The sequence below is a fragment of the Bradyrhizobium cajani genome (assembly GCF_009759665.1).
GTDB lineage: Bacteria > Pseudomonadota > Alphaproteobacteria > Rhizobiales > Xanthobacteraceae > Bradyrhizobium > Bradyrhizobium cajani.
Genome location: NZ_WQNE01000045.1, coordinates 1 through 24,783, shown reverse-complemented (window position 1 = coordinate 24,783; position 24,783 = coordinate 1). Strand labels below are relative to the sequence as shown.

Genomic DNA, 24,783 nt, shown 5'->3' with positions numbered 1-24,783 from the left:
GAGAAACAGAAATACACCGCACAAATGGCCCAAACCTTAGGAAAGCCAGTTACCTAAGCATTAATCGGGTTGCGCGGCCGCACCGGCATGCAGCAGGGCGGGAATCGCTTCGCGGTTGCGCGAGGCTCGCAACAATCGCTGCGCTGCACCATTAACCGGTGCTTAATGCGAGGCGTCCGCGCTCTTGTCGCCGCCCGCCTTGCGCAGCCGTCCGACCACGCCGGTCGGGAAGAAGTAGACGCTGGCAATGAACAGCAGCCCGAGCCACAGCAGCCAGCGGTCGGGATGCAACAGCCCCGGCAGCAGCGGCAGGCCCGCTTCCGACGCCGCCTGGGAGGCGACGCCCATCAGCGACTGCAAATAGTTCTGCGCGAGGATGAAGATGGTGGCGCCGATGATCGCACCGTAGATCGTGCCCATGCCGCCGATCACGACCATCAGCAGGATATCCAGCATGATCGAGAAACTGAGCGAGGTGTCCGGCCCGGCGTAGCGCAGCCACAGCGCGTTCAAAATGCCGGCGCTGGCGGCGACGAGGGCGGCGAGGCAGTTGGCGTAGGTCAGGTGAAACACGGTGCGGAAGCCGAGCGCTTCGGCGCGGAAACGGTTCTCGCGGATCGCCTGGAGCACGCGCCCGAACGGCGAGTTCACCACCCGCAGCAAGGCGAGGATCATCAGGGCCGAGATGGCGAACACCAGATAGAAAGTCAGGATGCGGCCGTTGATCTCGAAGCCGAACAGGTTCTTCGAGATCAGCACGGTGCCGGGACGCAGCAGCTCGGGCAGCTGAAAGCTGCGGCCGTCCTCGCCGCCGGTCAGCCAGGACAGCTGCGAGGCCAGCACCTGGAACGCGGAAGCGACCGCGAGGGTGATCATGGCAAAGAAGATCGCGGCCACGCGCAGCGAGAACAGGCCGATGGCGAGCGCGAGCAGAGCCGCGAGCGGCAGGCCAATGACGATGCCGGTTGCGACCGCGGCCCAGTTGGGCCCCATCCCGTACAGTGCGATGGCGATCGCGTAGCTGCCGATGCCGTAGAACATGGTGTGGGCGAACGACACCGAGCCGGTATAGCCGAGCAGCAGGTCGTAGGAGGCGACCAGCGCGGCGAAGACGCAGATCTTGGCTGCGACGTTCAGCGCCTTGGCCCCCGGGAACAGGAACGGTGTTGCCGCCAGCGCCAGGATGATGACGACGAGAAGAAGCGTGAGCACGCGGCTGCGCGGCGGATCGCCCGACAGGATCATCATCGGCTGGTCACCGCATAGAGGCCGCGCGGACGCCACATCAGGATGGCGACCATCAGCAGGATGTTGGAGACGAGGGCGAGCTTCGGCACCAGGAAGCCGCCGTAATTGGCGACCATCGCCACCAGGATCGCACCGATGAAGCAGCCGCCGATCGAGCCGAGGCCGCCGATGATGACCACGATGAAAATGAGCACGGTGAGGTCGTCGCTCATGGAGGCATGGACCTGCTCGCGGTAGAGCGCCCACATCACGCCGCCGAGGCCGGCCAGCGCCGAGCCCGTCATGAACACGCCGAGGAACAGGCGCCGGATGCGATAGCCGAGCGCCTCGACCATCTCGCGGTTCTCGACGCCGGCGCGGATCAGCAGGCCGAGCTTGGTGCGGTTGAGCACGAGCTGGATCGCGATGAAGATGGCGAGGCCGATCAGCATCGCCAGCACGCGGTATTTGGCGATGGCGACGTCGCCGAGGATGAAGGAGCCGCGCAGCGAGGCCGGCAGCGGCATCGGAATGATCTGGGGGCCCCACAGCGCATACAGCGTCTGCTCGGCGACGATCAGGCCGCCCGTGGTCATCAGGATCTGCTTCAGGTGCTGGCCGTAGACCGGCAGGATCAGCACGCGCTCGACGACCAGGCCGAGCGCGCCGGAGACCGCCATCGACAGCAGCGCCGCCGGCGCCAGCACCGCGAGGTTCATCCACAGCGAATCCGCCTGGATGGAGGCCGCGAACGGCGCCAGCACCAGGGTTGCGACATAGGCGCCGACGGCGATGAACGCGCCATGGCCGAAATTGAGCACGTCCATCAGGCCGAACACGAGGGTGAGCCCGGAGGCCATGATGAAGATCATCATGCCCATGGCGAGGCTCGCCGCGGTCAGCGTCAGCCAGGTGCTGGGCGAGCCGATCAGCGGGATCATGACAAGCGCGACCGCGATTGGCAGCAGAACCGGCGCGATGTCGCGCTTCGGCTTCGGCAGCGGATCATTTGCGGCAAGTTCAGTCACTGATGCGCCTCCAGACTCAGGCCGAGCAGCCGCTCCTGCAGCGGCACGTCGGCGGCGAGCGCCGCCATCTCGCCGCGATGGACGATGGTGCCGTTGTCCATGACCAGCACGTTGTCGCCGAGCTCGCGGGCGGCAAAGAAATTCTGTTCGACCAGGAGGATCGTCGCGCCCTCGCGCTTGATCTCCTTCAGGCACTCGATCAGCGCCATCACGATCGCCGGCGCCAGGCCCTTGGTCGGCTCGTCGATCAGCAGCAGCTTGCGCGGCTCGATGATGGCGCGCGCAATGGACAACATCTGCTTCTGTCCGCCCGAGAGGCTTCCGGCCCGCGACAGCCAGAACCGGCGCAGCGCCGGGAAGAAGCCGAAGATCCAGTCGAGCTGGGCGTCGTCGAGCGGCCCGTCGCGCGCGGCGAGGACGAGGTTCTCTTTCACCGTCAGGTCGGAGAACACGGCCATGCTCTCCGGCACGTAGCCGACGCCGAGCCGCGCGATGTCGGGCGTGGCGCGGCTCTCGATGCGCTCCCCGGCGAGGCTGATCTCGCCGCTGGAGGCCTGCCACAGGCCCATGATGGTGCGCAGCGTCGTGGTCTTGCCGGCGCCGTTGCGGCCGAGCAGCATCGTGACCTGTCCCTGCGGAACGGCGAGGTCGATGCCCTGGAGGATGTGATAGCGGCCGATATGGGTGTGCACGCCGGAGAGTCTCAGAAGGTCTGTCATGCTGCACTCTCTGCGGCGTTCTTGGGAGCGACGCCGAGATAGGCTTCCTGCACGATCGGCGAGGCGATCACCTCGGCGGGCGGGCCATCCGCAACAAGTTGCCCGTTATGCAGCACGATGATGCGATCGGCGAGCGAGCGCACCACGTCCATCTTGTGCTCGACGAGGAGGATGATCTTGCTCCTGTCCTGCTTGAGCTGCGCGATCAGGTTCAAAACGACCGGCACCTCGTCGATGCTCATGCCGGCGGTCGGCTCGTCGAACATGAACACTTTCGGCTCCAGCGCGATCATCAGGGCGACCTCGAGCTTGCGCTGGTCGCCATGCGACAGTGCGGTCGCGGCGACGCCCCGGCGGCTGCCGAGCGCAACCTGGTCGAGGATGCCGTCTGCGCGGGCGATCAGGTCGCGGCGGACCATCCAGGGCCGCAGCATGTCGTAATGGGTGCCGTTCGCCGCCTGCACGGCGAGGCGCACGTTCTCTTCCACGGTCAGGTTCGGAAAGAGGTTGGTGAGCTGGAAGGCGCGGCCAAGGCCGGCGCGGGTGCGCAGCGGCGCGGAATGCTGGGTGATGTCGGTGCCGTCGAACAGGATGCTGCCGCTCGAGGCGCGGAGCTGGCCTGAGATCAGGTTGAAATAGGTGGTCTTGCCGGCGCCGTTCGGCCCGACGATCGCGGTGAGCTCACCCGGGCGGAACGTGCAGGTCACGCTGTTGACCGCGACGTGGCCGCCAAAGCGGATGGTGAGATCGCGGGTTTCGAGGGTCAGAGTCATTGAGCGTCTGATGAGTTTGGGGTGTATCCGCGATCACGGAGCGCCCCCTCCCCCGCTTGCGGGGGAGGGCAGGGGAGAGGGTATCTCCGCAACGGGACAGTCCCCGAGAGGAGAAAGCCCTCACCCGGCGCTTCGCGCCGACCTCTCCCGCAAGCGGGAGAGGTGAAGCAAGAGCGCTCAGCGCTTGTTGCGGACGGGAACGTCCATGTCCTCGATCTTCAGCTCGCGCACCGGCTCGAGCACGGCCCAGGCGACGTTCGGATCGACCTTGACCTTGAAGTGATACATGCTCTGGAGCGCCTGATGGTCCTCCTTGCGGAACACCATCTTGCCCTTCGGCGTGTCGAACTCCAGGCCTTCCATCGCCGTGATCAGCTTCTCGGTGTCGGTCGACTTCGCCTTGGTGACGGCGGCGACGACGGACATCGCGGCGGCAAAGCCGCCCGCGGTGAAGAAGTCCGGCGGCGCGTTGAAGCGCTTCTGGTGCTCGGCGACCAGCCAGTCGTTCACCGGGTTCTTCGGAATCTCATAGAAATAATAGGTCGCGCCCTCCATGCCGGGCAGGCCCTTGTAGGCGGCGAGCGCCGGCAGGATGTTGCCGCCGGTGGACAGCTCGATGCCGTAGCGCTTCGGGTCCATGTCCTGGAGCTTGGCCAGCGGATTGCCGGCGCCGGCCCAGATCACCCAGATCACCTTGCGGCCCGGCTTGTCCTTCAGCGCGTCGAACAGGCGCTGGCCGACCGCGGTGAAGTCGGTGGTCGAGGTCGGCGCATATTCTTCGGCGGCGAGCGTCGCGCCGGTCTTGGCCAGCGCCTCCTTGAAGGCGGCGACGCCGTCGCGGCCGAAGGCGTAGTCCTGCGCCAGCGTCGCCACGGTGACGCCCTGCTTGCCGATCGCGACCGCATTGGAGATCGCGTCCTGCGACGAATTGCGCGCGGTGCGGAAGATGTAGCGATTCCACTTCTCGCCGGTAATCTGGTCCGCGACCGCGGGCTCGACGATCAGGATCTTCTTGTTCTCCTCGGCGACCGGGAGAATGGCGAGCGCCGCGGCCGACGAGGTCGTGCCGATCGCGATGTCCGCCTTGTCGTCCTGATAGGCTTCCGCGAGCGCGGCCTTCGACAGGTCCGGCTTGCCCTGGTCGTCCTTGGTGATGATGACGATCTTGCGGCCGTCGAGCGACATGGTGCCCTTGGTGGCGTATTCAAAGCCCATTTTCAGGCCGGTCTCGGTCTGCTTGGCATAGGCTTCGAGCGGACCGGTCTTGCCGTAGATCAGCGCGACCTTGAGATCGTCGGCCCGTGCGGAGGTGCCCGCGGCGAGCGCGAGGATGGTTGTTGTTATGATGAGTGATCGACGCACGATGGTCCCTCCTGATTCAAGACTTGTGGTGACAGCGATTTGCACAACGTTACGAACATTGCAATTGAACCTTCCGGCGGAGCATGCCGGCATGCGAGCATGCATCATTTTTAGGCCTGCCGTGTGACGCGTGTAGCGTCGGGTATGATCGAGGCGGCCGTTGCCTCGACCTGCCGCCGATCCGACTGCGCCTCTTCCGCGCTCTCGAAGATATGCGGCGCGACGCCGCGCCGCTCCAGGGCCTCGCCGAGCTTGATGCGCAGGAAGCCGGACGTGGTGTAGCGCGACACGCCGGAATAGAAGCGGTCGACGAGGCTGCGCACCATGGCCGAATAATCGTCCATCAATTCCGGCAGGATCGAGAAGTTGTCATAATTGACGATGGCGTAGACCCGGCGGCCGAGCGGCGCCAGCTTGGACTCGACGATTTCAGCGATGGTGTCGATCTCGGCCTTGCTGCGCAGCGGATAGCGTTCCAGGTTGACGAAGAACAGGTTCTGCTGCTCGTCCAGCGTGAAGCGCTGGTCGAGCGGGATGGTCAGCAGTCTTTCGCGCAGCTCCATCATGTCCTCGCGGAAGATGCGTGCGTCCATCTGCACCGGGTTGCGCGGGATCAGCGGCTTGAAATCCATCAGGCGCAGGATGTCGCGTTCGATGTCGATGCCGGGCGCGACCTCGACGAGCTCGAGGCCGTCGGGGCGCAGGCTGAAGACGCAGCGTTCGGTGACATAGAGCACCCGCTGTCCCCGCGCCGCCGAAATGGCGCCGCTGAAGGTGACATGCTCGACCTTGTCGACGAATTTGCGCGACGTCGCCTCCTCGACGATCGACAGCTTGCCGCCCTCGACCGCGATGCGCTGCTTGCCCGCGCCGAAGGTGCCGACGAACACGACCTCCTTGGCGTTCTGGCTGATATTGATGAAGCCGCCGGCGCCGGCGAGCTTCGGCCCGAACTTGCTGACATTGAGGTTGCCGGCGCGATCGACCTGGGCGAGGCCGAGGAAGGCGGCATCCAAGCCGCCGCCGTCGTAGAAGTCGAACTGGTAGGGCTGGTCGATCACCGCCTGGGTGTTGATCGCCGCGCCGAAATCGATCCCGCTCGCGGGAATGCCGCCGATCACGCCGGGCTCCGCCGTCAGCGTGATCAGGTCGATGATGCGCTCCTCATTGGCGACCGAGGCGATGCCTTCGGGCATGCCGATGCCGAGATTGACGACGCTGTTGGCCTTCAATTCGAACGCGGCGCGGCGGGCGATGATCTTGCGCTCGCTCATCGGCATCACCGGCAGCGACGCCGCGCGCACCCGGATCTCGCTCGAATAGGCGGGGTTATATTGGGTGCCGAACGTCTGCCAGTGATGCTCGGGCTTCGCCACCACGACGCAATCGACGAGGATGCCGGGAATCCTGACCTGGCGCGGATTGAGGCTGCCGCTTTCGGCGACGCGCTCGACCTGCGCGATGACGATGCCACCGGAATTATGCGCCGCCATGGCGATGGCGAGCGCTTCCAGCGTCAGCGCCTCCTTCTCCATGGTGAGGTTGCCGTCGGGATCGCCGGTGGTGGCACGGATGATGCCGACATGGATGGGGAATGTCTTGTAGAGCAGGCAGTCCTCGCCGCCGATCCTGATCAGCTCCACCATGTCCTCGGTGGTGCGTTCATTCAGCTTGCCGCCGCCATTGCGGGGGTCGACGAAGGTGCCCATGCCGACGCGGGTGATGTGGCCGGGCCGGTGTGCGGCGATGTCGCGGAACAGATGGGTGATCACGCCTTGCGGCAGGTTGTAGGCCTCGATCTGGCCCGCGATCGCAAGCTGCTGCAGTTTGGGGGCAAGGCCCCAATGGCCGCCGATCACGCGGCGGACCAAGCCTTCATGCGCGAAATGATTGAGGCCGCGATGCTTGCCGTCGCCCTGGCCCGCGGCATAGACCAGCGTCAGATTGCGCGGCTTGCCTTGGGTGTAGGGCGCATCGCCCTCGCTCGCGAGATAGAGTTCCTCCAGCGCAACTGCGATCTCTTCAGCGAAACCGATGCCGACGAAGCCGCCGGTGGCGACCGTGTCGCCGTCGCGGATCAGCATGATGGCTTCCGCCGCGGTGACGACCTTGCCTTTTTCCGAATTACGCAAATAGGGCAGAGCTGGGTGCTGGTTCACGGCGTTCCTCCCGATTCATGGACAGTATGCCGTCGTTGCGGTGCGTCGATCTTATCGCGAGGAGCGGCCCTGCAACAGGCTGCTCCTCGCGACGGGAGGGGTCTCAGGCCTGAACCATCTTGCGCGTTTCGGTGGCGAAATAGACCGACACGATGGTGATGAGCGCCAGCGCGATCATGTAGAGCGAGATCGGCCAGGTGGCCGGTGCATAGGCCGTCATCAGGCCGGTCGCGATCAGCGGCGACAGCGCGCCGGCGAAGATCGAGGCGAGGTTGTAGCCGAGCGAGACGCCGCTGTAGCGCACCTTGGTGCCGAACAGCTCGGACAGGAAGCTCGCCTGCGGGCCGTACATCGCGGCGTGGCCGACGGCGAGGCCCAGCACGATCGCGATCCAGGCATATTGCGGGTTCTTGGTCGACAGCAGCATGAACAGCGGAAACGACATCAGTGCGGAAAAGACCGCGCCGAAGATGTAGATCGGCCGCCGCCCGACGCGGTCGGACAGCGCCCCGAATGCCGGAATGGTGAAGGTCTCGATCGCCGCGCCGATCAGCACGCCGTTGAGCATGTCCTGCTTGTTCATGCCGAGCGACTGCGTGGCGTAAGCGAGCACGAAGGTCGCGTAGATGTAGAAGAAGCCGTTTTCGGCGAAGCGCGCGCCCATCGCGAGCAGGATGTTCTTGGGATACATCCGGATCGCCTCGAGGATCGGCATCTTCACTTCCTGCTTGGTGTCCTTGACCTTCTGGAATTCCGGCGATTCCGCGATGGTGAAGCGGATCCACAGGCCGACCAGCACCAGCGCGATCGAGAACAGGAACGGGATGCGCCAGCCCCAGGCATAGAGCTGGGCGTCGGTCAGCACCGAGGACACCACGGAGAATACCAGCGTGCCGAGCACGAGGCCGAGCGGCGCCCCGAGCTGCGGCCAGCTGCCGTAGAAGCCGCGTCTGTCGGCGGGGGCGTGCTCGACCGCCATCAGCACGGCGCCGCCCCATTCGCCACCGAGACCAAAGCCCTGGATCAGGCGGCAGGTCACGAGCAGGATCGCCGCCCAGATGCCGGCGGTCTCGTAGGTCGGCAGGAAGCCGATCGCCGCGGTCGCTGCGCCCATGATCAGCAGCGTGAGATAGAGCATGGTCTTGCGGCCGATCTTGTCGCCGTAGTGTCCGAACACGACGCCGCCGAGCGGGCGCGCGATGAAGCCGAGCGCGTAGGTCGCGAACGCCAGCAGCGTTCCCATCATGGGGTCGAAGGTCGGGAAGAACAGCTTGTTGAAGATCAGCGCCGCGGCGGTGCCGTAGAGGAAGAAATCGTACCACTCGATGGCCGTGCCGATCAGGCTCGCCGTGGCGACCGTGACGTGCGACGGCTGCTTTGCCTGAAGCGGATGAATCGTGATCGCTTCACTCATCTGGCGCTCTCCCTGGTTGCGAATGCGCATGTGCAGCATGCGTCATTGTGCAAAAGCGAAGAGCAAGCTCCGCGCCAGATGCCGTCAGTTTGCGCAAGAGGGCTGAAAACCCAGCAGATTCAGTGCAGACGTCGAAGCAGGGGCGCCGGGCGCGGTGTCAGGAATCCGAGACTCCGGACACGCGGTGTCTCGAAACTCAGACGGGCACGAGTCCCTCGTCATTCCGGGGCGCGCGTGAGCGCGAGCCCGGAATCCATGGCGCTACGATCTCTGCGGCCCGATGGATTCCGGGCTCGCGACTTCATCGCGCCCCGGAATGACACGAAAACCTCACACGCCGTCAGGGCCAGATCCTGTAGCCAGCCCGAACTTGGCGAGCTTCTTGTAGAAGGTGGCGCGCGAGATGCGCAGCATCTTGGCGGCCTCGGAGATCTGGCCGTTGCTGGCCGCGAGCGCCTGTTCGAGCGTGTGCTTCTCGAACTCCGCCTCGGCCTCGGCATAGGGCACCACGATGCCGGCCGCCCGCGCCGGCGCGGCCAAGCTCGCATCGGCGTCGACCGGAAGGATGCGCGCAAAATCGTCGCCGGTCAGCCGTCCGGAATCGCTGAGGATCAGCGCGCGCTCCAGGATGTTGCGGAGCTCGCGGACGTTGCCCGGCCAGCCGTAGCGGGCAAGCGCCGCAAGCGCGCTCGGCGTGATCCTGGCGCTGACGTAATCGCCGGAGGCGCTGATGTCCTCGAGCAGCCGCGTGCTGATATCGGGAAGATCGCCCAGGCAGTCGCGCAGCGGCGGCAGGTCGATCGAGAGCACGTTCAGCCGGTAATAGAGGTCGGCCCGGAACGCGCCGTCGCTGACGCGCTTGCGCAGATCCATATTGGTGGCGGCGATCACGCGGACGTCGACCTTGGACACCTTGTCCGAGCCGAGCGGCTCGATCTCGCGCTCCTGGAGCACGCGCAGCAGCTTGGCCTGCAATTGCAGCGGCATCTCGCCGATCTCGTCGAGGAACAGGGTGCCGCCGTCGGCGACGCGGAATTTGCCCTCGCGGCCCTTGCGGTCGGCGCCGGTATAGGCGCCGGGCGCGGTGCCGAAGAATTCGGACTCGATCAGCGTATCGGGGATGGCCGCGACATTGACACTGACGAACGGCTTTTCGGCGCGCGAGGAGGCGTTGTGGATCGCCTGCGCCAGCATCTCCTTGCCCGTTCCGGTCTCGCCGGTCAGCAGCACGGTGACGTTCTGCCGCGCCGCGCGGGCAGCCAGCTCCTTGGCCTGTGCGATTCCCGCCGTCGCGCCGACGAAATCGGCGAAGGTGAAGCGCGCGGCGCGGGGGTTGGACAATTGCCGCCGCGCCAGCCGCAGATCGCTCTCGAGCTGCGTGACGCGGACCAGCAGGGGCTTCAGGCTCTCCAGATGATCATAGAGCACGAAACCGATCGCGCCGATGATCTCGCGGTTCTCGTCCTCGATCGGCATCCGCGTGACGACGAGCTGCTCGCCGCCGAGCTCCATGATGTCGAGCAGGATCGGCTCGCCGGTCTCGACGACCCTCCGCATCAGGCTGTTCGGAATGATCTCCTCGATCGGCCGGCCGATCGCCTCGGAGGTGCGCTTGAGGCCGAGCGCCGCAAGGTATTTCTCGTTGACGTAGACGACCCGCCCGCCGCGATCGATCGCAATCGCGCCCTCGCAGAGATGCTCCAGCCGCTCGAACAGCGTCACCATCGCGCGCGCACGGAGATAGACGGGATCGCTGACGGCGGAGGAGGCGGGCATGACGTACCTCGCGGGAAGTCCACCCGCTTATTAGCAAAAGGCCAGCAATTTCAAAGGAGAGAATTGGCGTGACGGGGTTAACGACGGCGCCCGTTTGCCCTCAGTCGTCGTCCCGGACAAGCGCAGCGAAGCGGAGCGCAGATCCGGGACCCCCGCGCGAGCGCTTGCGCTCGTCGCGATAACCACAGGCAGTGGTTTGGCGAAGGCTCGGAGTGGGCAACTCACGCAGCAACTTCTCCCTGTGGTTATGGTTCCCGGGTTCGCGCTTCGCGCGCCCCGGGACGACAACGGTGGTTGTTGCCGGCCTACCGTCGATACCCGCTCGCCCGCGAATAACCTTGCCGGTTCTGCTGCATCGGGCGGGTTGCGACGCTGGCGCGCGCTTCGCTGGCGGCGGGCGGTGCGAGCTTCAGCTCCTCCAGGAAGATCGGCCGCGAGAAGTAATAGCCCTGCGCGTAGCGGATCTTGGTCGCGGCCTGGAGATAGGCCAGCTCCTCGTAGGATTCCAGGCCCTCGGCGATGACGGTCATGCCGAGCGCGTCGCTCAAGGATTCGATCGCGCGCAAAATGCCCTGGCTGCGCGGCCGCTTATGGATGTCGGTGATGAAGGAGCGGTCGATCTTGATCTCGTCGGCGGTGATGTCGGCCAGCGCCGAGAGCGAGGAATAGCCGGTGCCGAAATCGTCGATCGAGATGCCGACGCCGAGCTTGCGGAACATCGGCAGGATCTCGTCCTGAAAATGGTTCTTGGCGACGAAGGCGTCTTCCGTCACCTCGATCATGAAGCGTTTGGGGAAGCCGGTGTCATCAAGCGCCTGCGCGAAGCTGCGCATGAATTCGAGGTTGCCGGCCTGCTTGGCGGCGACGTTGATGCTGATGGTCGCTTCCGCGCCGAACGTGTCGTTGATCAAGTCGATCGATTTGACGATCTCGGCCAGCACGAGATGGGTCAGCTCGTCGATCAGGCCGAGCTCGCCGGCAAGGTCGATGAACGAGCCGGGCGCCTGGATCACGCCTTCGTCGTCGCGCAATCGCACCAGGGCCTCGATGCCCTTCACGGCCTGCGTGCGGATGTCGACCTTGGACTGGAACGCGCAGCAGAAGCGCTTTTCCAGCAGCGCGAGTCGCAGCGACTGCTCGACCTTCATCCGCGCCAGCGCCTCCCGCTCCATGCTGGAATCGAAGAAGGCCGCCGACCCCTTGCCGTCGTTCTTGATGCGGTACATCGCGATGTCGGCGTTCTGGCGCAGCGTCTCGAAGCTGCTTCCGTGATCCGGGTAGAGGCTGATGCCGACGGAGGTGGAGGCGAACACCTCCGAATGGTCGATGAAGAACGGCGCAGTCAGTCGCTCGAGCGTCGATTGCATGAATTCGGCGACTTCCTCCTGGCTCTGGATCGGGGAGAGCAGCAGCAGGAATTCGTCGCCGGAGATACGCGACAGCATGTCGGAATCGCGCAAGTCGCGTCCGAGCCGCTTCGACAGCTCGACCAGCAGCGCGTCGCCGACGGCGTGGCCGTAATAGTCGTTGATGTGCTTGAAATTGTCGACATCGAGAAAGGCGAGCGCGAAGCGCTCGCCGGCGCTGTCGCGGGCGAGCAGGCTGTTGGCGCGGTGCTCGATCACGCGCCGCGAGGGCAATCCCGTCAGCTCGTCGAAATAGGCCGAGCGGAACAGCTGGTCCTCGAAGTTCTTCTGCTCGGTGATGTCGGAGGAGGCCGAGATCAACAGCTCGCGTCCGGCGAGGCGGACGGGACGATGCGTCGTGAGCAGCACCTGCCGCGCTGCGCCGTCGTGAAGCGCCTCCTCGGCGACGACGGCCTTGCCGGCGCTCAGCGCCCGCCTGCACGCTTCCCGGCGCGGCGTCAGATCCAGCGACGGACGGCTACCGTCGATGCCGAGTTGGGCGGCCGCCGCATCGTTGACCAGCAGAAGCTCGCCATGAGCGTCCTGCACGGTCAGGCCGGCCGGCAGCATTCTAACGATTTCCTTGAGAAAACCGAGCTCGGCTTCGCTGGCGCCGGAATACTTGTTGTCGTTCATAGAAGCCATGAATCTTGTTGTTCAGCGCGCCTTTGCAATGCACGCAATCATGCGCAGTTCCCTCTTAAGTTTGGTTAAGGGGTCCGGAGAAATACGGGGGTGTTTTCGACGAAACTTGCGGCGATGCGACGCGCGCCGCCGATCGTCATTAACAGAGCGTCAACGCCGCTTACGAAACGGCGTGCGGAGCGCGCGCTCTCTTTCGCTTCCATTGAATCTTGACGTGCGATGGCTTCGACTGAAATCGGTGCGAGCCGTAGTGGACACCATCCGCCGGCAAGGCAATCGCATGTGATCTTGGCAGTCGCCTGAGCGCGCGCCTCGTCCTTCGAGACGACCGCTTCAGCGGTCTCCTCAGGATGAGGCTAACGAGCGGCAGTGCCCGTTGAAACGGCTGCCGCGCACTCCGTCCTCATCCTGAGGAGCCCGCTAAAGCGGGCGTCTCGAAGGATGGCCGCAGCGAAACTCTCTCAATGTGATGGCCCTGCTCCCGCCGGGGAGAGGTGATCATCCGCTAACCGTTTGGCGGGATGCGGCATTGCATGATGCAATGCAGGCCGGTGGCCAGATACGAGATCTCGGTCTTGCCGTCGAAGGCGGATAGCGCCGACTTCAGCAATTTGGTGCCGAAGCCCGGTGCCGACACTTCGCCGATGCTCGGTCCCTCGGTCTCATCCCAGGTGACGATCAGGCGATCGCCGTCGACGGTCCATGAGACCTGAAGCAAGCCGCGCGGCGCGGAGAACGCGCCATATTTGCCCGCGTTGGTGGCGAGCTCGTGAAACATCAGCGACAGCGTGACCGCAAGCTTCGGCGGCAGGTACAGCCGCTCGCCATTGAGCGTGAAGCGGACATGGCCGTAAGGCCCGAGCTCCGCGATCAGGAGATCGCGGATGTCGCAGCCCCCCTTGTCGATCCGCGAGATCAGATCGTCGGTCGTGGCCAGCGACCGCAGCCTCGGATCGATCCGGTCCCAGACCTGCGGCTGGTCGTGCAGCACTTGGTGCAGCACGGCGTGCACCGTCGACAATTTGTTCTTCAGCCGGTGCTGGAGCTCGTCGACCAGCAGCTTGCGATAGTCTTCCTCCTCGATCAGGCGTTTGGAGATCCGCCGCTGCTCGATCAGCAGCGAGCGATAGTGCTCGACGCCCCAGATGGTGAGCGCGCAGACTACCCAGTAGAGCGTCAGCAGGGCAAACCGGGCACGATCGGCAAAGGCATCGCCGAAATTCACGACCACGCCGAGCACGCCGCCGACCAGCGCCGTCACGATGCCGATCCGGAAGCCACCGAAGGCGGCGGCGAAGAACACGGCCGGGAAATACGGGGTGAAGTAGACGTCGGGCCGCACCTGCGCGAGAGCCCAGCGCGCCAGCGTCGCAACCAGCAGGCAGGCGATCGCGAAGGCGATACTCAGACCGAGCGATGGCGGCGCCACACCCTGCCAGCCCTTGCGGAACTCGTCGATCAGCTTCCCCATGCCCGGCCCGGTCGCGATGCTCGTTCGAAAATCGAGCGATGGTTGCGAATGTTACGCATGTCGGAAGCGCAAGCAAAGCTTGCCTTGCCGCGAGCCGGCGGGAATAGTGACCGTCGCGGCGCCGTCATCTGTCAGTGTCCGCCATCAGAAATCAAATCAATCGAAAACGGGAACATTCCATGGGCAGGCTGGACGGCAAGGTTGCGGTCATCACCGGCGCGACGAGCGGGATCGGATTGCGTACCGCGGAAGTCTTCGTTGCCGAAGGTGCCAAAATTGTGATCGCGGGTCGCCGCGTGGCGGAAGGCGAGGCGCTGGCGAAGCAGCTCGGGGCCAACTGCATCTTCCGCCAGACCGATGTGACGGTCGAAGCGCAGATGCAGGCGCTGATCGCGCTCGCGGTGGACAAGTTCGGCCGGATCGACTGCCTGTTCAACAATGCCGGCGGCCCGGCGCAGACCGGCGGCATCGAGGGCCTCGAGGTCGAGCGGTTCGACGCGGCGATGGCGACGCTGGTGCGCAGCGTCATGCTCGGCATGAAGCACGCCGCGCCCCACATGAAGAAGCAGGGGGCCGGCAGCATCATCAACAATGGTAGCATCGCCGGCCGCCTCGCCGGCTTCTCCTCGTCGGTGGTCTACGGCGCGGCCAAGGCCGCGGTGATCCATCTCACCAGATGCGTGGCGATGGAGCTCGGCGAGTCCAACGTGCGCGTCAACTCGATCTCGCCCGGCGCGATCGCGACCGGCATCTTCGGCAAGGCGCTGGGGCTGTCGACCGATGCGGCGGAGAAGACGCCGGCGGTGATGCGCGAAGTCTACAAGACCGCGCAGCCGATCCCGCGCGCCGGCCTGCCCGATGACATCGCCCACGCCGCGGTGTTTTTGGCCAGCGACGAATCGAGCTTCATCAACGGCCACGACCTCGTCATCGACGGCGCCATGACCGGCGGCCGTAACTGGAGCCAGCAGCAGCAGGGTTATGTCGCCCTGCGCAAGGCATTCGATCAGGGGGCATAGGAGCCACGGCGACGGAGTCGTAGGGTGGGTAAAGCGAAGCGTGCCCACCAATTCTTTCTCCGCGAGATATGGTGGGCACGGCGCTTCGCGCCTTTGCCCACCCTACGAAACCAGCTTTCCGTCATTGCGAGGAGCCCTTGCGACGAAGCAATCCAGACTGCTTCCGCCGAGGCAGTCTGGATTGCTTCGCGGAGCCTGTCATCGGGCCGCGCTTCGCGCGGACCCGTTGGCTCGCAATGACGATTGCGGCTACACCGCCTTCACCGTCACCTTCAGTCCGTCGCGTGGCTTCGGGATTGGCCATGCCTGCCAGGGGGGCTTGTAGCCCGGCTCCAGCGACACCGCGATGTTCTGCAAAAAGTGTCGCGCAAAGCACTTTGCCTGCATGTAGGCGAAATGCAGGCCGAGGCACATATGCGCGCCGCCGCCGAACGGCACCCAGGCGAAGCGATGCCGGTTGCGCTGGGCGTCTTCGGTGAAGCGGAGCGGATCGAAGCGGTCGGGCTCCGGCCAGATGTCGTGCATGTGATGGGTGTAGAGCGGATTGACGCCGACCGGGGTCCCGGCAGGAATGGTGTATCCCTTGAAAGTGAAATCGCGCATGGCGTAGCGCGGTAGCGACGGCACCGGCGGCCTGATCCGCAGCGTCTCCTTGAACGCCATTTCCGACAGCGGCATCTTTTCGAGATCATCAAAGCCCGTCGGGGCGTCGGCCGAAAGTCCGAGCGCCAGAACCTCTTCGCGCAGCCTCTGCTGCCAATCGGGATGCGCCGCCAGCTCGCCGATGAAGGAGGTGAGGGACGAAGTCAGCGTGTCGTGCGCGGCCATCATCAGGAAGCTCATGTGGTCGATGATGTCCTGCTCGGAGAGCAGTGCGCCGTCCTCGTGAGTCGCATGGCAGAGTTGGGAGAACAGATCCTCGCCACCGTCCCTGGCGCGGCGGAGCGGAATCTGTTCGCGGAAATAGGTGACGACGCGCTTTCGTCCGGCCACTCCGCGCGCCATCTGGGTGCCCGGCAACGGACGGCGGATCGGGGCGATGGAGGCTGCCACCATGTCGGCAAAGGCGAGGTTGATCTGGTTGACCTCCGGTCCGATGTCGGCGCCGAGAAACGACGTCGCGGCGAGGTCAAGGGTGAGCTGCTTCATCGCGGGATAGAGCTGCATCGTGCCGGGCTTCGCTCTCCACTGCGCGATCCGCGCCGCGATGCCCTTATCGAGCTCGCCCAGATAGGACTTCATCGGTCCGGACTTGAACGCGACCGACAGCGCCTTGCGATGCAGGCGGTGTTCGTCGAAATCGAGCAGCATCAGGCCGCGCGGGAACAGCAGTTCGAGAACGTGATTCCAGCCATGGGTCGACGAGAACAGCTTTTGCTGGTCGAACAGCACGAGCTCGTTGGCCTCGGGTCCGAGCAGCACGACGTTGGTTTGGCCAAACGAGTGGGTCCGATAGACCGGTCCGTATTTCCTGGCGGCCGCCTCGACGAAGCCCTTGGGGTCGGCCAGCACCTGGAACGTCTTGCCGATGATCGGCCAGCCCTCGTCGCCCGGAATGTGCGTCAACTGGTTACGCCTGGGCGACGTGAAGGGGACGCCGGGAGAGGCAACGCTTGGCATCGACATGCTGCTGACTCCGATTGACTTGCAGGGCTAGCATAGCACGGTCCGGACCGAATGACGTGCCGCCGCGCCCTTCCGAATTCACGGCCGCGCGAGCCTATCCCTGCTGCTTCGCGGCTTCCTTTTGCAGATCCGGCGCGTTGACGGCGGGAATGGCGACGCGGCCGGGGCCGGTCACCTTCAGCGCCTCGGCGGCCTTCTCGTTCTCCATGATTTTCGCCATCACGGCCTGGCCTGCGCGTTCGAAGATCGCGCGGTTCTCGATCACGAATTTTTGCGACTTGCGCAGGCCATCGATGTAGCCGTTGATCTCGGGCACGACGTAGCGCGCCACCATGTCCCAGCTCCGCCGCGTATTTTCCGGATTGGCCCAGTCGTGCACGAAGCCGATGATGGCGCCGACACCGCCGGACACCTGCATCACGTTCTTGATGGTTTTGACGAGATCGTCGGGCGTCCCGATGGTGGAGGCCGCGCCCTCGACGAAGGCGGTCTTGTCCACGGCCTCGTCCGGCGAGGAGAAGGCGGTGAGGCCCGGCCGTTGCAGCGTGCCGACATTATATTCGTTGTGCCAGCGCATCAGGCCGGCGCCGGCTTCGCGGCGCGCCTGCTCGCGGGTCTCGGCGATGTGAAAGGTCAGGAGCACGCGCCAGTCGGCGCGATTGACCGTGGTGCCGTGCTTTTTCGCGGCGTCCTCGGCGAACTGCCATTGCTGTTGCAGCGACATCAGTCCCTGCGTGGTCATCGAGCCCAGCGAGATGATGCCGATGCCGTATTTGCCGGCCAGCGTCATGCCGGAGGGCGAGATCTGCGAGGCCACGACGAAGGGCATCTCCTCCTGCAAGGGCAGGATCTGGAGCGCGGCATCGTTCATGGTGAACCAGTCGCTCCTGGCGGTGACGCGCTCGCCATTGAAGAGGCGGCGGATCACGCCGATCGCCTCGTCCTGGCGATCGCGTTGCGTCATCGGGTCGATGCCGAGCGTGTGCGCGTCCGAGGCCAGCGCGCCCGGGCCGGAGCCGAAGATGGCGCGGCCGCCGGTCATGTGATCGAGCTGCACCATGCGCTGGGCGACGTTGAAGGGGTGGTGATAGGGCAGTGACACCACGCCGGTGCCGAGCTTGATCCGCTTGGTGCGCTCGCCCGCCGCGGCCAGGAACATCTCGGGCGAGGCGATCATCTCCCAGCCGGAGGAGTGATGCTCGCCGCACCAGAACTCGTCATAGCCGAGCGCGTCGAGCTGCTCGACCAGGTCGAGATCGCGCCGGAACTGGAGCATCGGATGCTCCCCGATCGGATGATGCGGGGCAAGGAAGGCTCCGAATTTCAGGCGCGCCATGGCGTTCTCTCCGGCTTCGATTTTCTGTTTGTTGAGGCGGTGAGGCTACGTGCTGGAAAGAGCGAACGCAATCTCGCGATGTCCCGTGCGACGGAATGCTGGGCATGCAGGGAGACGGGAGCGGCAAGCTTCTGATCGCGCGTGCGATCTCTGCTCTCCCGCTCCCCGTCCTTACGGTAGGGCAATCGCATATGACTATTGGCGGCGCCTGAGCGCACGCCTCGCCCTTCGAGACGACCGCTCCGCGGTCTCCTCAGGATGAGGCTAAGCGGCAGGGTTGTCTGTTGAAATTGCTGCCGCACACTCCGTCCTCATCCTGAGGGCCCGCCCAAAGGCGGGCGTCTCGAAGGATGGCCGCAGAGAAACAGCCTGCATACGCGATACCCCTGGTCCTTACGGGGAGAGGTGAAGGAAGCACAGGAGTCCTACCTCTGAGGTAATCGCGACACCGCACGCGATCTGAGACCATCGGGCAACGACAATTCAGGTTCACGCGCCGATGCATCAAGCCGTCACGAAGCAGATCGATACGTCCCGCCGCTGGTGGGTGCTGGCCATCGTCGTTGCCGCCCAGTTCATGTTCGGCGTCGACGCCTTCATCGTGAACGTCGCCATTCCCACCATCGCGGTCGATCTGAAGGCGTCACCGGCGCAGATCGAATCCGTCATCGCGATCTATCTGATGGCCTATGCCACGCTGGTCGTCACCGGCGGCCGGCTCGGCGACATTCACGGCACGAAGACTATCTTCCTGGCCGGTGTGCTCGGCTTCACGGCGACCTCGCTGTGGTGCGGCCTCGCGCAGTCGGGTGCGGAGCTGATCGTGGCGCGGCTGGCGCAGGGCGCCACCGCTGCGCTGATGGTGCCGCAGGTGCTGGCGACGCTGCACCTGCTGTTCACCGACGAGACGCGTAACCGCGCCTTTGCCATCTACGGCATCGTGCTCGGGCTCGCAGGCGCTGCGGGCTTCCTGCTTGGCGGCCTGCTGGTCACGATCGATCTCGCCGGTACCGGCTGGCGCGCGGTGTTCTTCGTCAACGTGCCCTGCGGCCTCGCGATCGCCGCTGCCGCCTGGCGCATCATGCCGTCGGTACCGCGCCGGGCCGGCACAAGGCTCGACATCAAGGGCAGCGTGGTCCTGTTCGCAGGGTTATTGTGCCTGATCGGGCCGCTGCTGTTCGGCCATGATTTCGGCTGGGCGCCGTGGCTATGGGCGGTGATGGGAAGCGGCGGCGCCATCCTCGCCGCATTCCTGAAGCTGGAGCATGCGATGGCGCGCGCCGGCGGCATGCCGCTGATCGATCTCACATTGCTGTCGGACGCGGCCTTCCTGCGCGGCCTCGGCGCCGCCTTCTTTTTCTTCCTCGCCAATCTCTCGTTCTATCTGGTGATGACGCTGTTCATGCAGCGCGGCCTGAAGATTCCGCCGCTCGCGGCCGGCATGGCCTTCATTCCGCTCGCGCTGGCCTTTGTCGTGGCATCCCGCCACAGCGCGACGCGGGCGCGGCATCGCGGCACCAAGGTGCTGATAGAAGGCTGCATGTTGCAGATCGCAGGCCTCGCCGCGCTCGCGCTCGTTGCAGGCTATGTCGATAAGCCGACGGCGATCGCACTTGCGTTCACCATGGTCATCTTCGGCTACGGCCAGGGGCTGGTGATGGCACCGCTCTCGGGCGCCGTGCTCTCGACAGTGAAATCCGTCGCCGCAGGCTCTGCCTCCGGCGCGTATGGCACCACGGCGCAGATCGGAAATGCGGCCGGAGTGGCCGCAATCGGCGCAACGTTCTTCGCGATCGAAGCGCTGCAATCAGCGCGCGCAGGATTTCTCGTCTCACTCGCGCTGTTTGTGACATTAATCATGATCTGCGCCGCATTTCTGGCGTGGATGCGCCGCGCATCTGCATGAAGTTGAGGCATTGCGGTTAATACATGCGGATTTCCGCGGGATTACCGATGATTTAGGGCCGGTCGACAGCACACGGCCTTTTTATTTTGCGCTGCAGCAACTATTTGGTTTGGCTGAACGTTGGACGTCGCCCCACCAGGAAGTTGCCGTGTCACTAGCCAGAAATGTCGATCTCTTGAGACGCCTGCCGAAGCTGAACGGTCTGCGCTTTGCCGATTTTGGCCAAGGCGCAGATGCATCCAGCCCGCTGCAGGAGATCACGAGCTTCGGCGCCAATCCCGGAAACTTGCGCATGTTCGCGTTCGTGCCGGCGCAATTGCAGAGGCCGCGTGCGCTCGTCGTCGTGCTGCATGGCTGCGGCCAGACCGCGGCCGGATACGATCTCGGCGCGGGATGGTCGACGCTCGCAAGGCATTACGGCTTCGCGCTGCTGATGCCCGAGCAGCAGCGCATCAACAACGGCAACACCTGCTTCAACTGGTTCAATCCGGAGGACACGGCGCGGGACAGCGGCGAGGCGCGTTCGATCCGCGAGATGATCGCGCACATGGTCGACGCGCACCGGATCGATTCCCGGCGCATCTTCGTCACCGGCCTGTCGGCCGGCGGCGGCATGACGTCGGTGCTGCTCGCGACCTATCCCGAAGTCTTCGCCGCCGGTGCGGTGATCGCGGGCCTGCCCTACGGCATCGCCGCGAATCTGCGCGAGGCGCTGGACGGGATGTTTCATTCCCCGGTGCGCCCCGCGCGCGAACTCGGCGATCTCGTGCGCCGCGCCTCTGATTATCGCGGACCCTGGCCGAAGATCTCGGTGTGGCACGGCAGCGCCGACCGCACCGTCAATCCCGGCAATGCCAACGAGATCGTCAAGCAATGGCTCGACCTCCATGGTCTGCCCGACGTGCCGATGGCGGAGACCAATGTCGACGGCTATCCGCGCCAGGCTTGGTGGAACAGGGACGGCGAGACGCTGGTCGAATCCTACGCCATCACCGACATGGCGCATGGCACGCCGCTCGGCCTTGCCGACAACGACCAGCGCTACGGCGTCGAAGGCGCCTTCCTGATCGAGGCCGGGATCTCCTCGTCCTATCACATCGCCAAGTTCTTCGGCCTCACCGGCTGGATTCCGGATGCGGCGACGAAGAAGGCCGAGGCCAAGCCTGCAACTAAGGCGGCGCTGACGCCCGCGCCGCATCTCGCCCGCTCGATCCGCACCGCGGTCGCCGCACAGCCGGCCGAGCCGAAGCGTGAAGAGGCTCGCGGCTTCGATCTCGGACAGATCATCACGCGCGCGCTGACGGCGGCGGGTTTGATGAAGTAGTTGATCGCGCGATAAGCGGCACAAACTTCACTGTCGTCCCGGACAAGCGCGCCCCAAGCGCGCGCCGATCCGGGACCCATAACCACAGGACAGGGTGATGCGCGAAGGCGTCACTCCGAGTCCCCGTAACCACATCTCCTTGTGGTTATGGATTCCGGGCGCGCGCTTCGCGCGCCCCGGAATGACGGCTACGCCGTCGCGTCGATCCATTCGATCGGCGTCACCGTCACCTCGCCGCCGGCGACCTTCCGTGTCATCTCCTGATAGGCCTTGAAGAAGTCGCGCGATTGCAGCGTCTTTTGCGCGGCATCGTCGCTGACGCTGGCGAGGTGGTAGTAGCTGCCGTCGTCGCGGTTCTTCAGGACACGATAGCCGATCCGCCCTTTCAGCTCCGGATCGCCGTCGATCGCCTTGACGAAGCGGCCGATCTCCCGATGCCAGGCTTCCGTGGTGCCGTCCTTGAACTGATACCTGATCATGAAGTGCTTCATGTGACGCTCCCTGTTCATCATGTGCGCCATCATCTGCCCCTTGCGAACGATCCTGCAAGTATGGACAAAATTGATAGTATGGACTTTTCTGAAGTCACTCCTATGCTCAATTCGCACATGGAGGAGACGACATGGCAAAGATAGTCCCCGCGCGCGCCTGTCCGGTCGCCGCGTTTCAGAAGATGATCAGCGGCAAGTACAAGCTGCGCATCGTTTGGGACTTGAAAGACGGCCCGCGCCGTTATGGCGAGATCCGCAGCGGCCTGTTGCGCGGCACGGCCGGCAGCGCCGAGATCACCCCGCGCGTGCTCAGCCGCGAATTGAAGGCGCTGACAGCAAGCGGTCTCATTGATCGCAAGGATTTCGGCGAGGTGCCGCCGAAGGTCGAGTATCGCCTGACCCGCAAGGGCAGGAGCTTCGTGCCGGTGGTCGCCGCAATCCGCGAATGGGGCGAGCGCAACCTGAGCGAACCCGCGGCGCTGGCGGACGCCGCGGAATAGAACATTACATCTCGCCGGTGATGAACGGATTGGTCATCCGCTCCTGGCCGATGCTCGAGCCGGCGCCGTGGCCGCAGATGAAGCCGACATCGTCGCCGAGCGGCAGCAGCTTGGTCAGAATCGAGTTGATCAGCGTGGCGTGACTGCCGCCGGGCAAATCGGTGCGGCCGACCGAGCCGGCGAACAGCACGTCGCCGACATGGGCAAAACGCAAATCCTTGTTGAAGAACACCACGCTGCCCGGCGAATGACCGGGGCAGTGGAAGATGTCGAACTGCAAGCCGCCGATCGACACGCTGTCGCCTTCGTCGAGCCAGCGGTCGGGTGCGAAGTTGCGCACGCCGGTCATGCCGAAGCGCGCGCCGCTCTCGACCACGTTGTCGAGCAGGAACTTGTCCGCTTGATGCGGGCCCTCGATCGGCACCTTCAGCGCATCGCGCAAATCGGCCGCGCCGCCGACATGGTCGATATGGCCGTGGGTCAGCCAGATCTTCTCCACGGTGACGCCGGTCTGCTTGACCGCCTCAAGGATCTTCGGCACGTCGCCGCCGGGATCGATCACCACGGCCTTCTTGCTGGGCTCGTCCCAGATGATGGTGCAGTTCTGCTCGAACAGCGTCACGGGAACGATGATCGCGCCGGCCTTGGCCTGCCCGGATTCGCGGGTATCATTTTGCTCGGTCATGGCCTCACAATGCCGATTTTTGTCATGCCGCCAAGCAAAAGATTCGCAACCGGACCCCGGAACAGCCGCGCCCACCGTCACACGGCCGTCCCAATTGACTTGCCAGTTTGAACCGGGGCGTTCCTTCCGCGTTCTTCCGCGCGAGAAGCATATTTTTCGGTGGTGTTTCAGGCATGGCTCACGGCGACGAGAATTGGTGGCGCGACGGCATCTTTTATCAGATCTATCCGCGCTCGTTTCAGGACAGCGACGGTGACGGCGTCGGCGATCTCGCCGGCATCCTGCGCCGTCTGCCATACGTCAAATCGCTCGGCGTCGACGCGATCTGGCTGTCGCCGATCTTTCCCTCGCCGATGGCCGATTTCGGCTACGACATCTCCGACTATACCGGCATCGAGCCGCTGTTCGGCACGATGGCGGATTTCGATGCGCTGCTCGCGGCGGCCCACGACAACGGCCTCAAGCTGATCCTCGATCTCGTGCCGAACCACACGTCCGACCAGCATCCCTGGTTCGTCGAGAGCCGCGCCTCGCGCGACAATCCCAAGCGCGACTGGTACGTCTGGCGCGATCCGGCACCGGACGGCGGTGTGCCGAATAATTGGCTGTCCGAATTCGGCGGCAGTGCGTGGCAGTTCGACGAGACGACGGGCCAGTATTACTACCACGCCTTCCTCGCCCAGCAGCCGGACCTCAACTGGCGCAATCCGGACGTCCGCGCCGCGATCTACGACGTGATGCGGTTCTGGCTGGAGAAGGGCGTCGACGGCTTTCGCGTCGACGTGATCTGGCACCTGATCAAGGACGCCGAATTCCGCGACAATCCGCCGAACCCGCATTACGTCGAGGGCCGGCCGCCGAATGAAAGAATCCTCACGCAATATTCCACCGACCAGCCGGAGGTGCATGACGTCATCGCCGAGATGCGGCGCGTCACGGATGGCTTTGGCCGGCGCGTGCTGATCGGAGAGATCTATCTGCCGCTGCATCGCCTCATGGCCTATTACGGCAACGATCTCACCGGCGCGCAGATGCCGTTCAACTTCGCGCTGCTCTCCACCTTCTGGAGCGCGCGGTCGATCGAGAAGATCATCGAGGATTACGAGAAGGCGCTGCCGAGGGGCGCCTGGCCGAACTGGGTGCTCGGCAATCACGATCGCCCGCGCGTGGCCAGCCGCGTCGGGTCCGAGCAGGCCCGCGTCGCCGCCATGCTGTGGCTGACGCTGCGCGGCACGCCGACGCTCTATTACGGTGACGAGATCGGCATGCATCAGGTGACGATCGCGCCGGAGGACGTGCGCGATCCCTTCGAGAGGAACGTCCCCGGCATCGGTGTCGGCCGCGACGGCTGCCGCACGCCGATGCAGTGGGACGCGTCCGAGTTCGGCGGCTTCTCCGCGGTGCGACCGTGGCTGCCGCTGCCGGAGCATCATGTGCGGGACAATGTCGTCAACCTCGAAGCCGATGACCGCTCGATCCTCGCGCTCTACAGACGTCTGATCGGCGTGCGGAAGAGCTGCCCGCCGCTGGTCGCCGGCGACTATCATCCGATCGCGGCGCAGGGCGATCTCCTGATCTATCGTCGCCAGGCCGAGGGCAGGGCGATCATCGTGGCGCTCAATCTCGGCCCTGATCCGATCGCAGTGACCACCAGCGCGATAAGGTTCGGCAGCGAGATTCTTGTCTCGACGTTCCTCGATCGCGAAGGCGAAAGGCTCGAAGGCGTGCTGGATCTGCGCGGCAATGAGGGCGTGATCGTCGCGCAGCCCTAGCTGTCGTCCCCGCGAACGCGCTAGAGCATGCACATATCTCTGAGGCTCCATCCTGCTGCGACGGCCTGGAAGTATTCGAGGCCGTTCTTGAGGGTTATCGGACCTGGGGGTTTGGAGGACGGGTAGCCATCCCAGCCGCCGAGA

Annotated in this window: 19 protein-coding genes; 5 read left to right on the top strand and 14 right to left on the bottom strand. The window is 64.8% G+C overall.

The window, feature by feature from the left end; genetic code table 11:
- Positions 1-162 precede the first annotated feature (162 nt).
- From GPL20_RS34380 to GPL20_RS34335, 10 genes are all read right to left on the bottom strand, one after another.
- Positions 163-1,248 carry a branched-chain amino acid ABC transporter permease gene (locus tag GPL20_RS34380; protein ID WP_157336468.1) on the bottom strand — a complete coding sequence of 362 codons (1,086 nt, stop codon included), beginning with the start codon at positions 1,246-1,248 and terminating at the stop codon, positions 163-165.
- Entirely contained in the window at positions 1,245-2,255 is a 1,011-nt protein-coding gene (locus tag GPL20_RS34375; protein ID WP_254126262.1) for a branched-chain amino acid ABC transporter permease, read from the bottom strand. The genes GPL20_RS34380 and GPL20_RS34375 overlap by 4 nt, the downstream gene beginning before the upstream one ends.
- Positions 2,252-2,974, bottom strand: a complete 723-nt coding sequence (locus tag GPL20_RS34370; protein ID WP_157336466.1) for an ABC transporter ATP-binding protein — start codon at positions 2,972-2,974, stop codon at positions 2,252-2,254. Before GPL20_RS34370 ends, GPL20_RS34375 begins: the two co-directional genes overlap by 4 nt.
- Positions 2,971-3,747 (bottom strand): ABC transporter ATP-binding protein, encoded by a 777-nt coding sequence (locus GPL20_RS34365; RefSeq protein ID WP_157336464.1) that lies wholly within the window; start codon positions 3,745-3,747, stop codon positions 2,971-2,973. Before GPL20_RS34365 ends, GPL20_RS34370 begins: the two co-directional genes overlap by 4 nt.
- Positions 3,748-3,924: 177 nt before the next feature.
- Positions 3,925-5,109 (bottom strand): substrate-binding domain-containing protein, encoded by a 1,185-nt coding sequence (locus tag GPL20_RS34360; RefSeq protein WP_254126260.1) that lies wholly within the window; start codon positions 5,107-5,109, stop codon positions 3,925-3,927.
- 110 nt (positions 5,110-5,219) lie between these two features.
- On the bottom strand, positions 5,220-7,268 hold the full coding sequence (locus GPL20_RS34355; protein WP_309143246.1) for an acyl CoA:acetate/3-ketoacid CoA transferase: 2,049 nt from the start codon (positions 7,266-7,268) through the stop codon (positions 5,220-5,222).
- Positions 7,269-7,371: 103 nt separating this feature from the next.
- Entirely contained in the window at positions 7,372-8,682 is a 1,311-nt protein-coding gene (locus tag GPL20_RS34350) for an MFS transporter (protein ID WP_246251174.1), read from the bottom strand.
- Positions 8,683-9,012: 330 nt separating this feature from the next.
- On the bottom strand, positions 9,013-10,458 hold the full coding sequence (locus tag GPL20_RS34345) for a sigma-54 interaction domain-containing protein (RefSeq protein WP_157336460.1): 1,446 nt from the start codon (positions 10,456-10,458) through the stop codon (positions 9,013-9,015).
- Positions 10,459-10,763: 305 nt separating this feature from the next.
- Positions 10,764-12,500: a putative bifunctional diguanylate cyclase/phosphodiesterase gene (locus GPL20_RS34340; RefSeq protein WP_167533340.1), complete on the bottom strand. Its 1,737-nt coding sequence runs from the start codon at positions 12,498-12,500 to the stop codon at positions 10,764-10,766.
- A gap of 514 nt (positions 12,501-13,014) precedes the next feature.
- On the bottom strand, positions 13,015-13,980 hold the full coding sequence (locus GPL20_RS34335) for a sensor histidine kinase (RefSeq protein WP_157336456.1): 966 nt from the start codon (positions 13,978-13,980) through the stop codon (positions 13,015-13,017).
- 179 nt (positions 13,981-14,159) lie between these two features.
- On the opposite strand from GPL20_RS34335, the gene GPL20_RS34330 reads away from it, so the two are divergent.
- A complete protein-coding gene (locus GPL20_RS34330) occupies positions 14,160-14,999 on the top strand; it encodes an SDR family NAD(P)-dependent oxidoreductase (RefSeq protein WP_157336454.1) in 840 nt (279 codons plus the stop codon).
- A 249-nt stretch (positions 15,000-15,248) separates the two neighbouring features.
- Here GPL20_RS34330 and GPL20_RS34325 read toward each other — a convergent pair whose 3' ends face one another.
- Positions 15,249-16,625, bottom strand: a complete 1,377-nt coding sequence (locus GPL20_RS34325; protein WP_157336452.1) for a cytochrome P450 — start codon at positions 16,623-16,625, stop codon at positions 15,249-15,251.
- Positions 16,626-16,719: 94 nt separating this feature from the next.
- Positions 16,720-17,961 carry an LLM class flavin-dependent oxidoreductase gene (locus GPL20_RS34320; protein ID WP_157336450.1) on the bottom strand — a complete coding sequence of 414 codons (1,242 nt, stop codon included), beginning with the start codon at positions 17,959-17,961 and terminating at the stop codon, positions 16,720-16,722.
- A 499-nt stretch (positions 17,962-18,460) separates the two neighbouring features.
- On the opposite strand from GPL20_RS34320, the gene GPL20_RS34315 reads away from it, so the two are divergent.
- A complete protein-coding gene (locus GPL20_RS34315; protein ID WP_157336448.1) occupies positions 18,461-19,867 on the top strand; it encodes an MFS transporter in 1,407 nt (468 codons plus the stop codon).
- Between the two features lie 148 nt (positions 19,868-20,015).
- The gene (locus tag GPL20_RS34310; RefSeq protein ID WP_254126258.1) at positions 20,016-21,191 is read left to right on the top strand and encodes an extracellular catalytic domain type 1 short-chain-length polyhydroxyalkanoate depolymerase; all 1,176 of its coding nucleotides are present in this window, start codon (positions 20,016-20,018) and stop codon (positions 21,189-21,191) included.
- A gap of 188 nt (positions 21,192-21,379) precedes the next feature.
- Here GPL20_RS34310 and GPL20_RS34305 read toward each other — a convergent pair whose 3' ends face one another.
- The gene (locus tag GPL20_RS34305; protein ID WP_246251173.1) at positions 21,380-21,682 is read right to left on the bottom strand and encodes a hypothetical protein; all 303 of its coding nucleotides are present in this window, start codon (positions 21,680-21,682) and stop codon (positions 21,380-21,382) included.
- Between the two features lie 131 nt (positions 21,683-21,813).
- Here GPL20_RS34305 and GPL20_RS34300 point away from each other — a divergent pair, with 131 nt between their 5' ends.
- Entirely contained in the window at positions 21,814-22,182 is a 369-nt protein-coding gene (locus GPL20_RS34300) for a winged helix-turn-helix transcriptional regulator (RefSeq protein WP_157336443.1), read from the top strand.
- Between the two features lie 4 nt (positions 22,183-22,186).
- Here the strand turns inward: GPL20_RS34300 and GPL20_RS34295 are convergent, their stop codons facing one another.
- Positions 22,187-22,867: an MBL fold metallo-hydrolase gene (locus GPL20_RS34295; RefSeq protein ID WP_157336441.1), complete on the bottom strand. Its 681-nt coding sequence runs from the start codon at positions 22,865-22,867 to the stop codon at positions 22,187-22,189.
- A 173-nt stretch (positions 22,868-23,040) separates the two neighbouring features.
- Here GPL20_RS34295 and GPL20_RS34290 point away from each other — a divergent pair, with 173 nt between their 5' ends.
- A complete protein-coding gene (locus GPL20_RS34290; RefSeq protein WP_157336439.1) occupies positions 23,041-24,639 on the top strand; it encodes an alpha-amylase family glycosyl hydrolase in 1,599 nt (532 codons plus the stop codon).
- The last annotated feature ends 144 nt before the right edge of the window (positions 24,640-24,783 follow it).

Bases quoted from the DNA above. Each gene is read 5' to 3' on its own strand.
- GPL20_RS34295 (WP_157336441.1), bottom strand. From the start codon at position 22,867: ATGACCGAGCAAAATGATACCCGCGAATCCGGGCAGGCCAAGGCCGGC.
- GPL20_RS34370 (WP_157336466.1), bottom strand. From the start codon at position 2,974: ATGACAGACCTTCTGAGACTCTCCGGCGTGCACACCCATATCGGCCGC.
- GPL20_RS34380 (WP_157336468.1), bottom strand. From the start codon at position 1,248: ATGATGATCCTGTCGGGCGATCCGCCGCGCAGCCGCGTGCTCACGCTT.
- GPL20_RS34350 (WP_246251174.1), bottom strand. From the start codon at position 8,682: ATGAGTGAAGCGATCACGATTCATCCGCTTCAGGCAAAGCAGCCGTCG.
- GPL20_RS34305 (WP_246251173.1), bottom strand. From the start codon at position 21,682: ATGAAGCACTTCATGATCAGGTATCAGTTCAAGGACGGCACCACGGAA.
- GPL20_RS34330 (WP_157336454.1), top strand. From the start codon at position 14,160: ATGGGCAGGCTGGACGGCAAGGTTGCGGTCATCACCGGCGCGACGAGC.
- GPL20_RS34365 (WP_157336464.1), bottom strand. From the start codon at position 3,747: ATGACTCTGACCCTCGAAACCCGCGATCTCACCATCCGCTTTGGCGGC.
- GPL20_RS34320 (WP_157336450.1), bottom strand. From the start codon at position 17,961: ATGGCGCGCCTGAAATTCGGAGCCTTCCTTGCCCCGCATCATCCGATC.
- GPL20_RS34340 (WP_167533340.1), bottom strand. From the start codon at position 12,500: ATGAACGACAACAAGTATTCCGGCGCCAGCGAAGCCGAGCTCGGTTTT.
- GPL20_RS34290 (WP_157336439.1), top strand. From the start codon at position 23,041: ATGGCTCACGGCGACGAGAATTGGTGGCGCGACGGCATCTTTTATCAG.
- GPL20_RS34315 (WP_157336448.1), top strand. From the start codon at position 18,461: ATGCATCAAGCCGTCACGAAGCAGATCGATACGTCCCGCCGCTGGTGG.
- GPL20_RS34300 (WP_157336443.1), top strand. From the start codon at position 21,814: ATGGCAAAGATAGTCCCCGCGCGCGCCTGTCCGGTCGCCGCGTTTCAG.
- GPL20_RS34325 (WP_157336452.1), bottom strand. From the start codon at position 16,625: ATGTCGATGCCAAGCGTTGCCTCTCCCGGCGTCCCCTTCACGTCGCCC.
- GPL20_RS34345 (WP_157336460.1), bottom strand. From the start codon at position 10,458: ATGCCCGCCTCCTCCGCCGTCAGCGATCCCGTCTATCTCCGTGCGCGC.
- GPL20_RS34335 (WP_157336456.1), bottom strand. From the start codon at position 13,980: ATGGGGAAGCTGATCGACGAGTTCCGCAAGGGCTGGCAGGGTGTGGCG.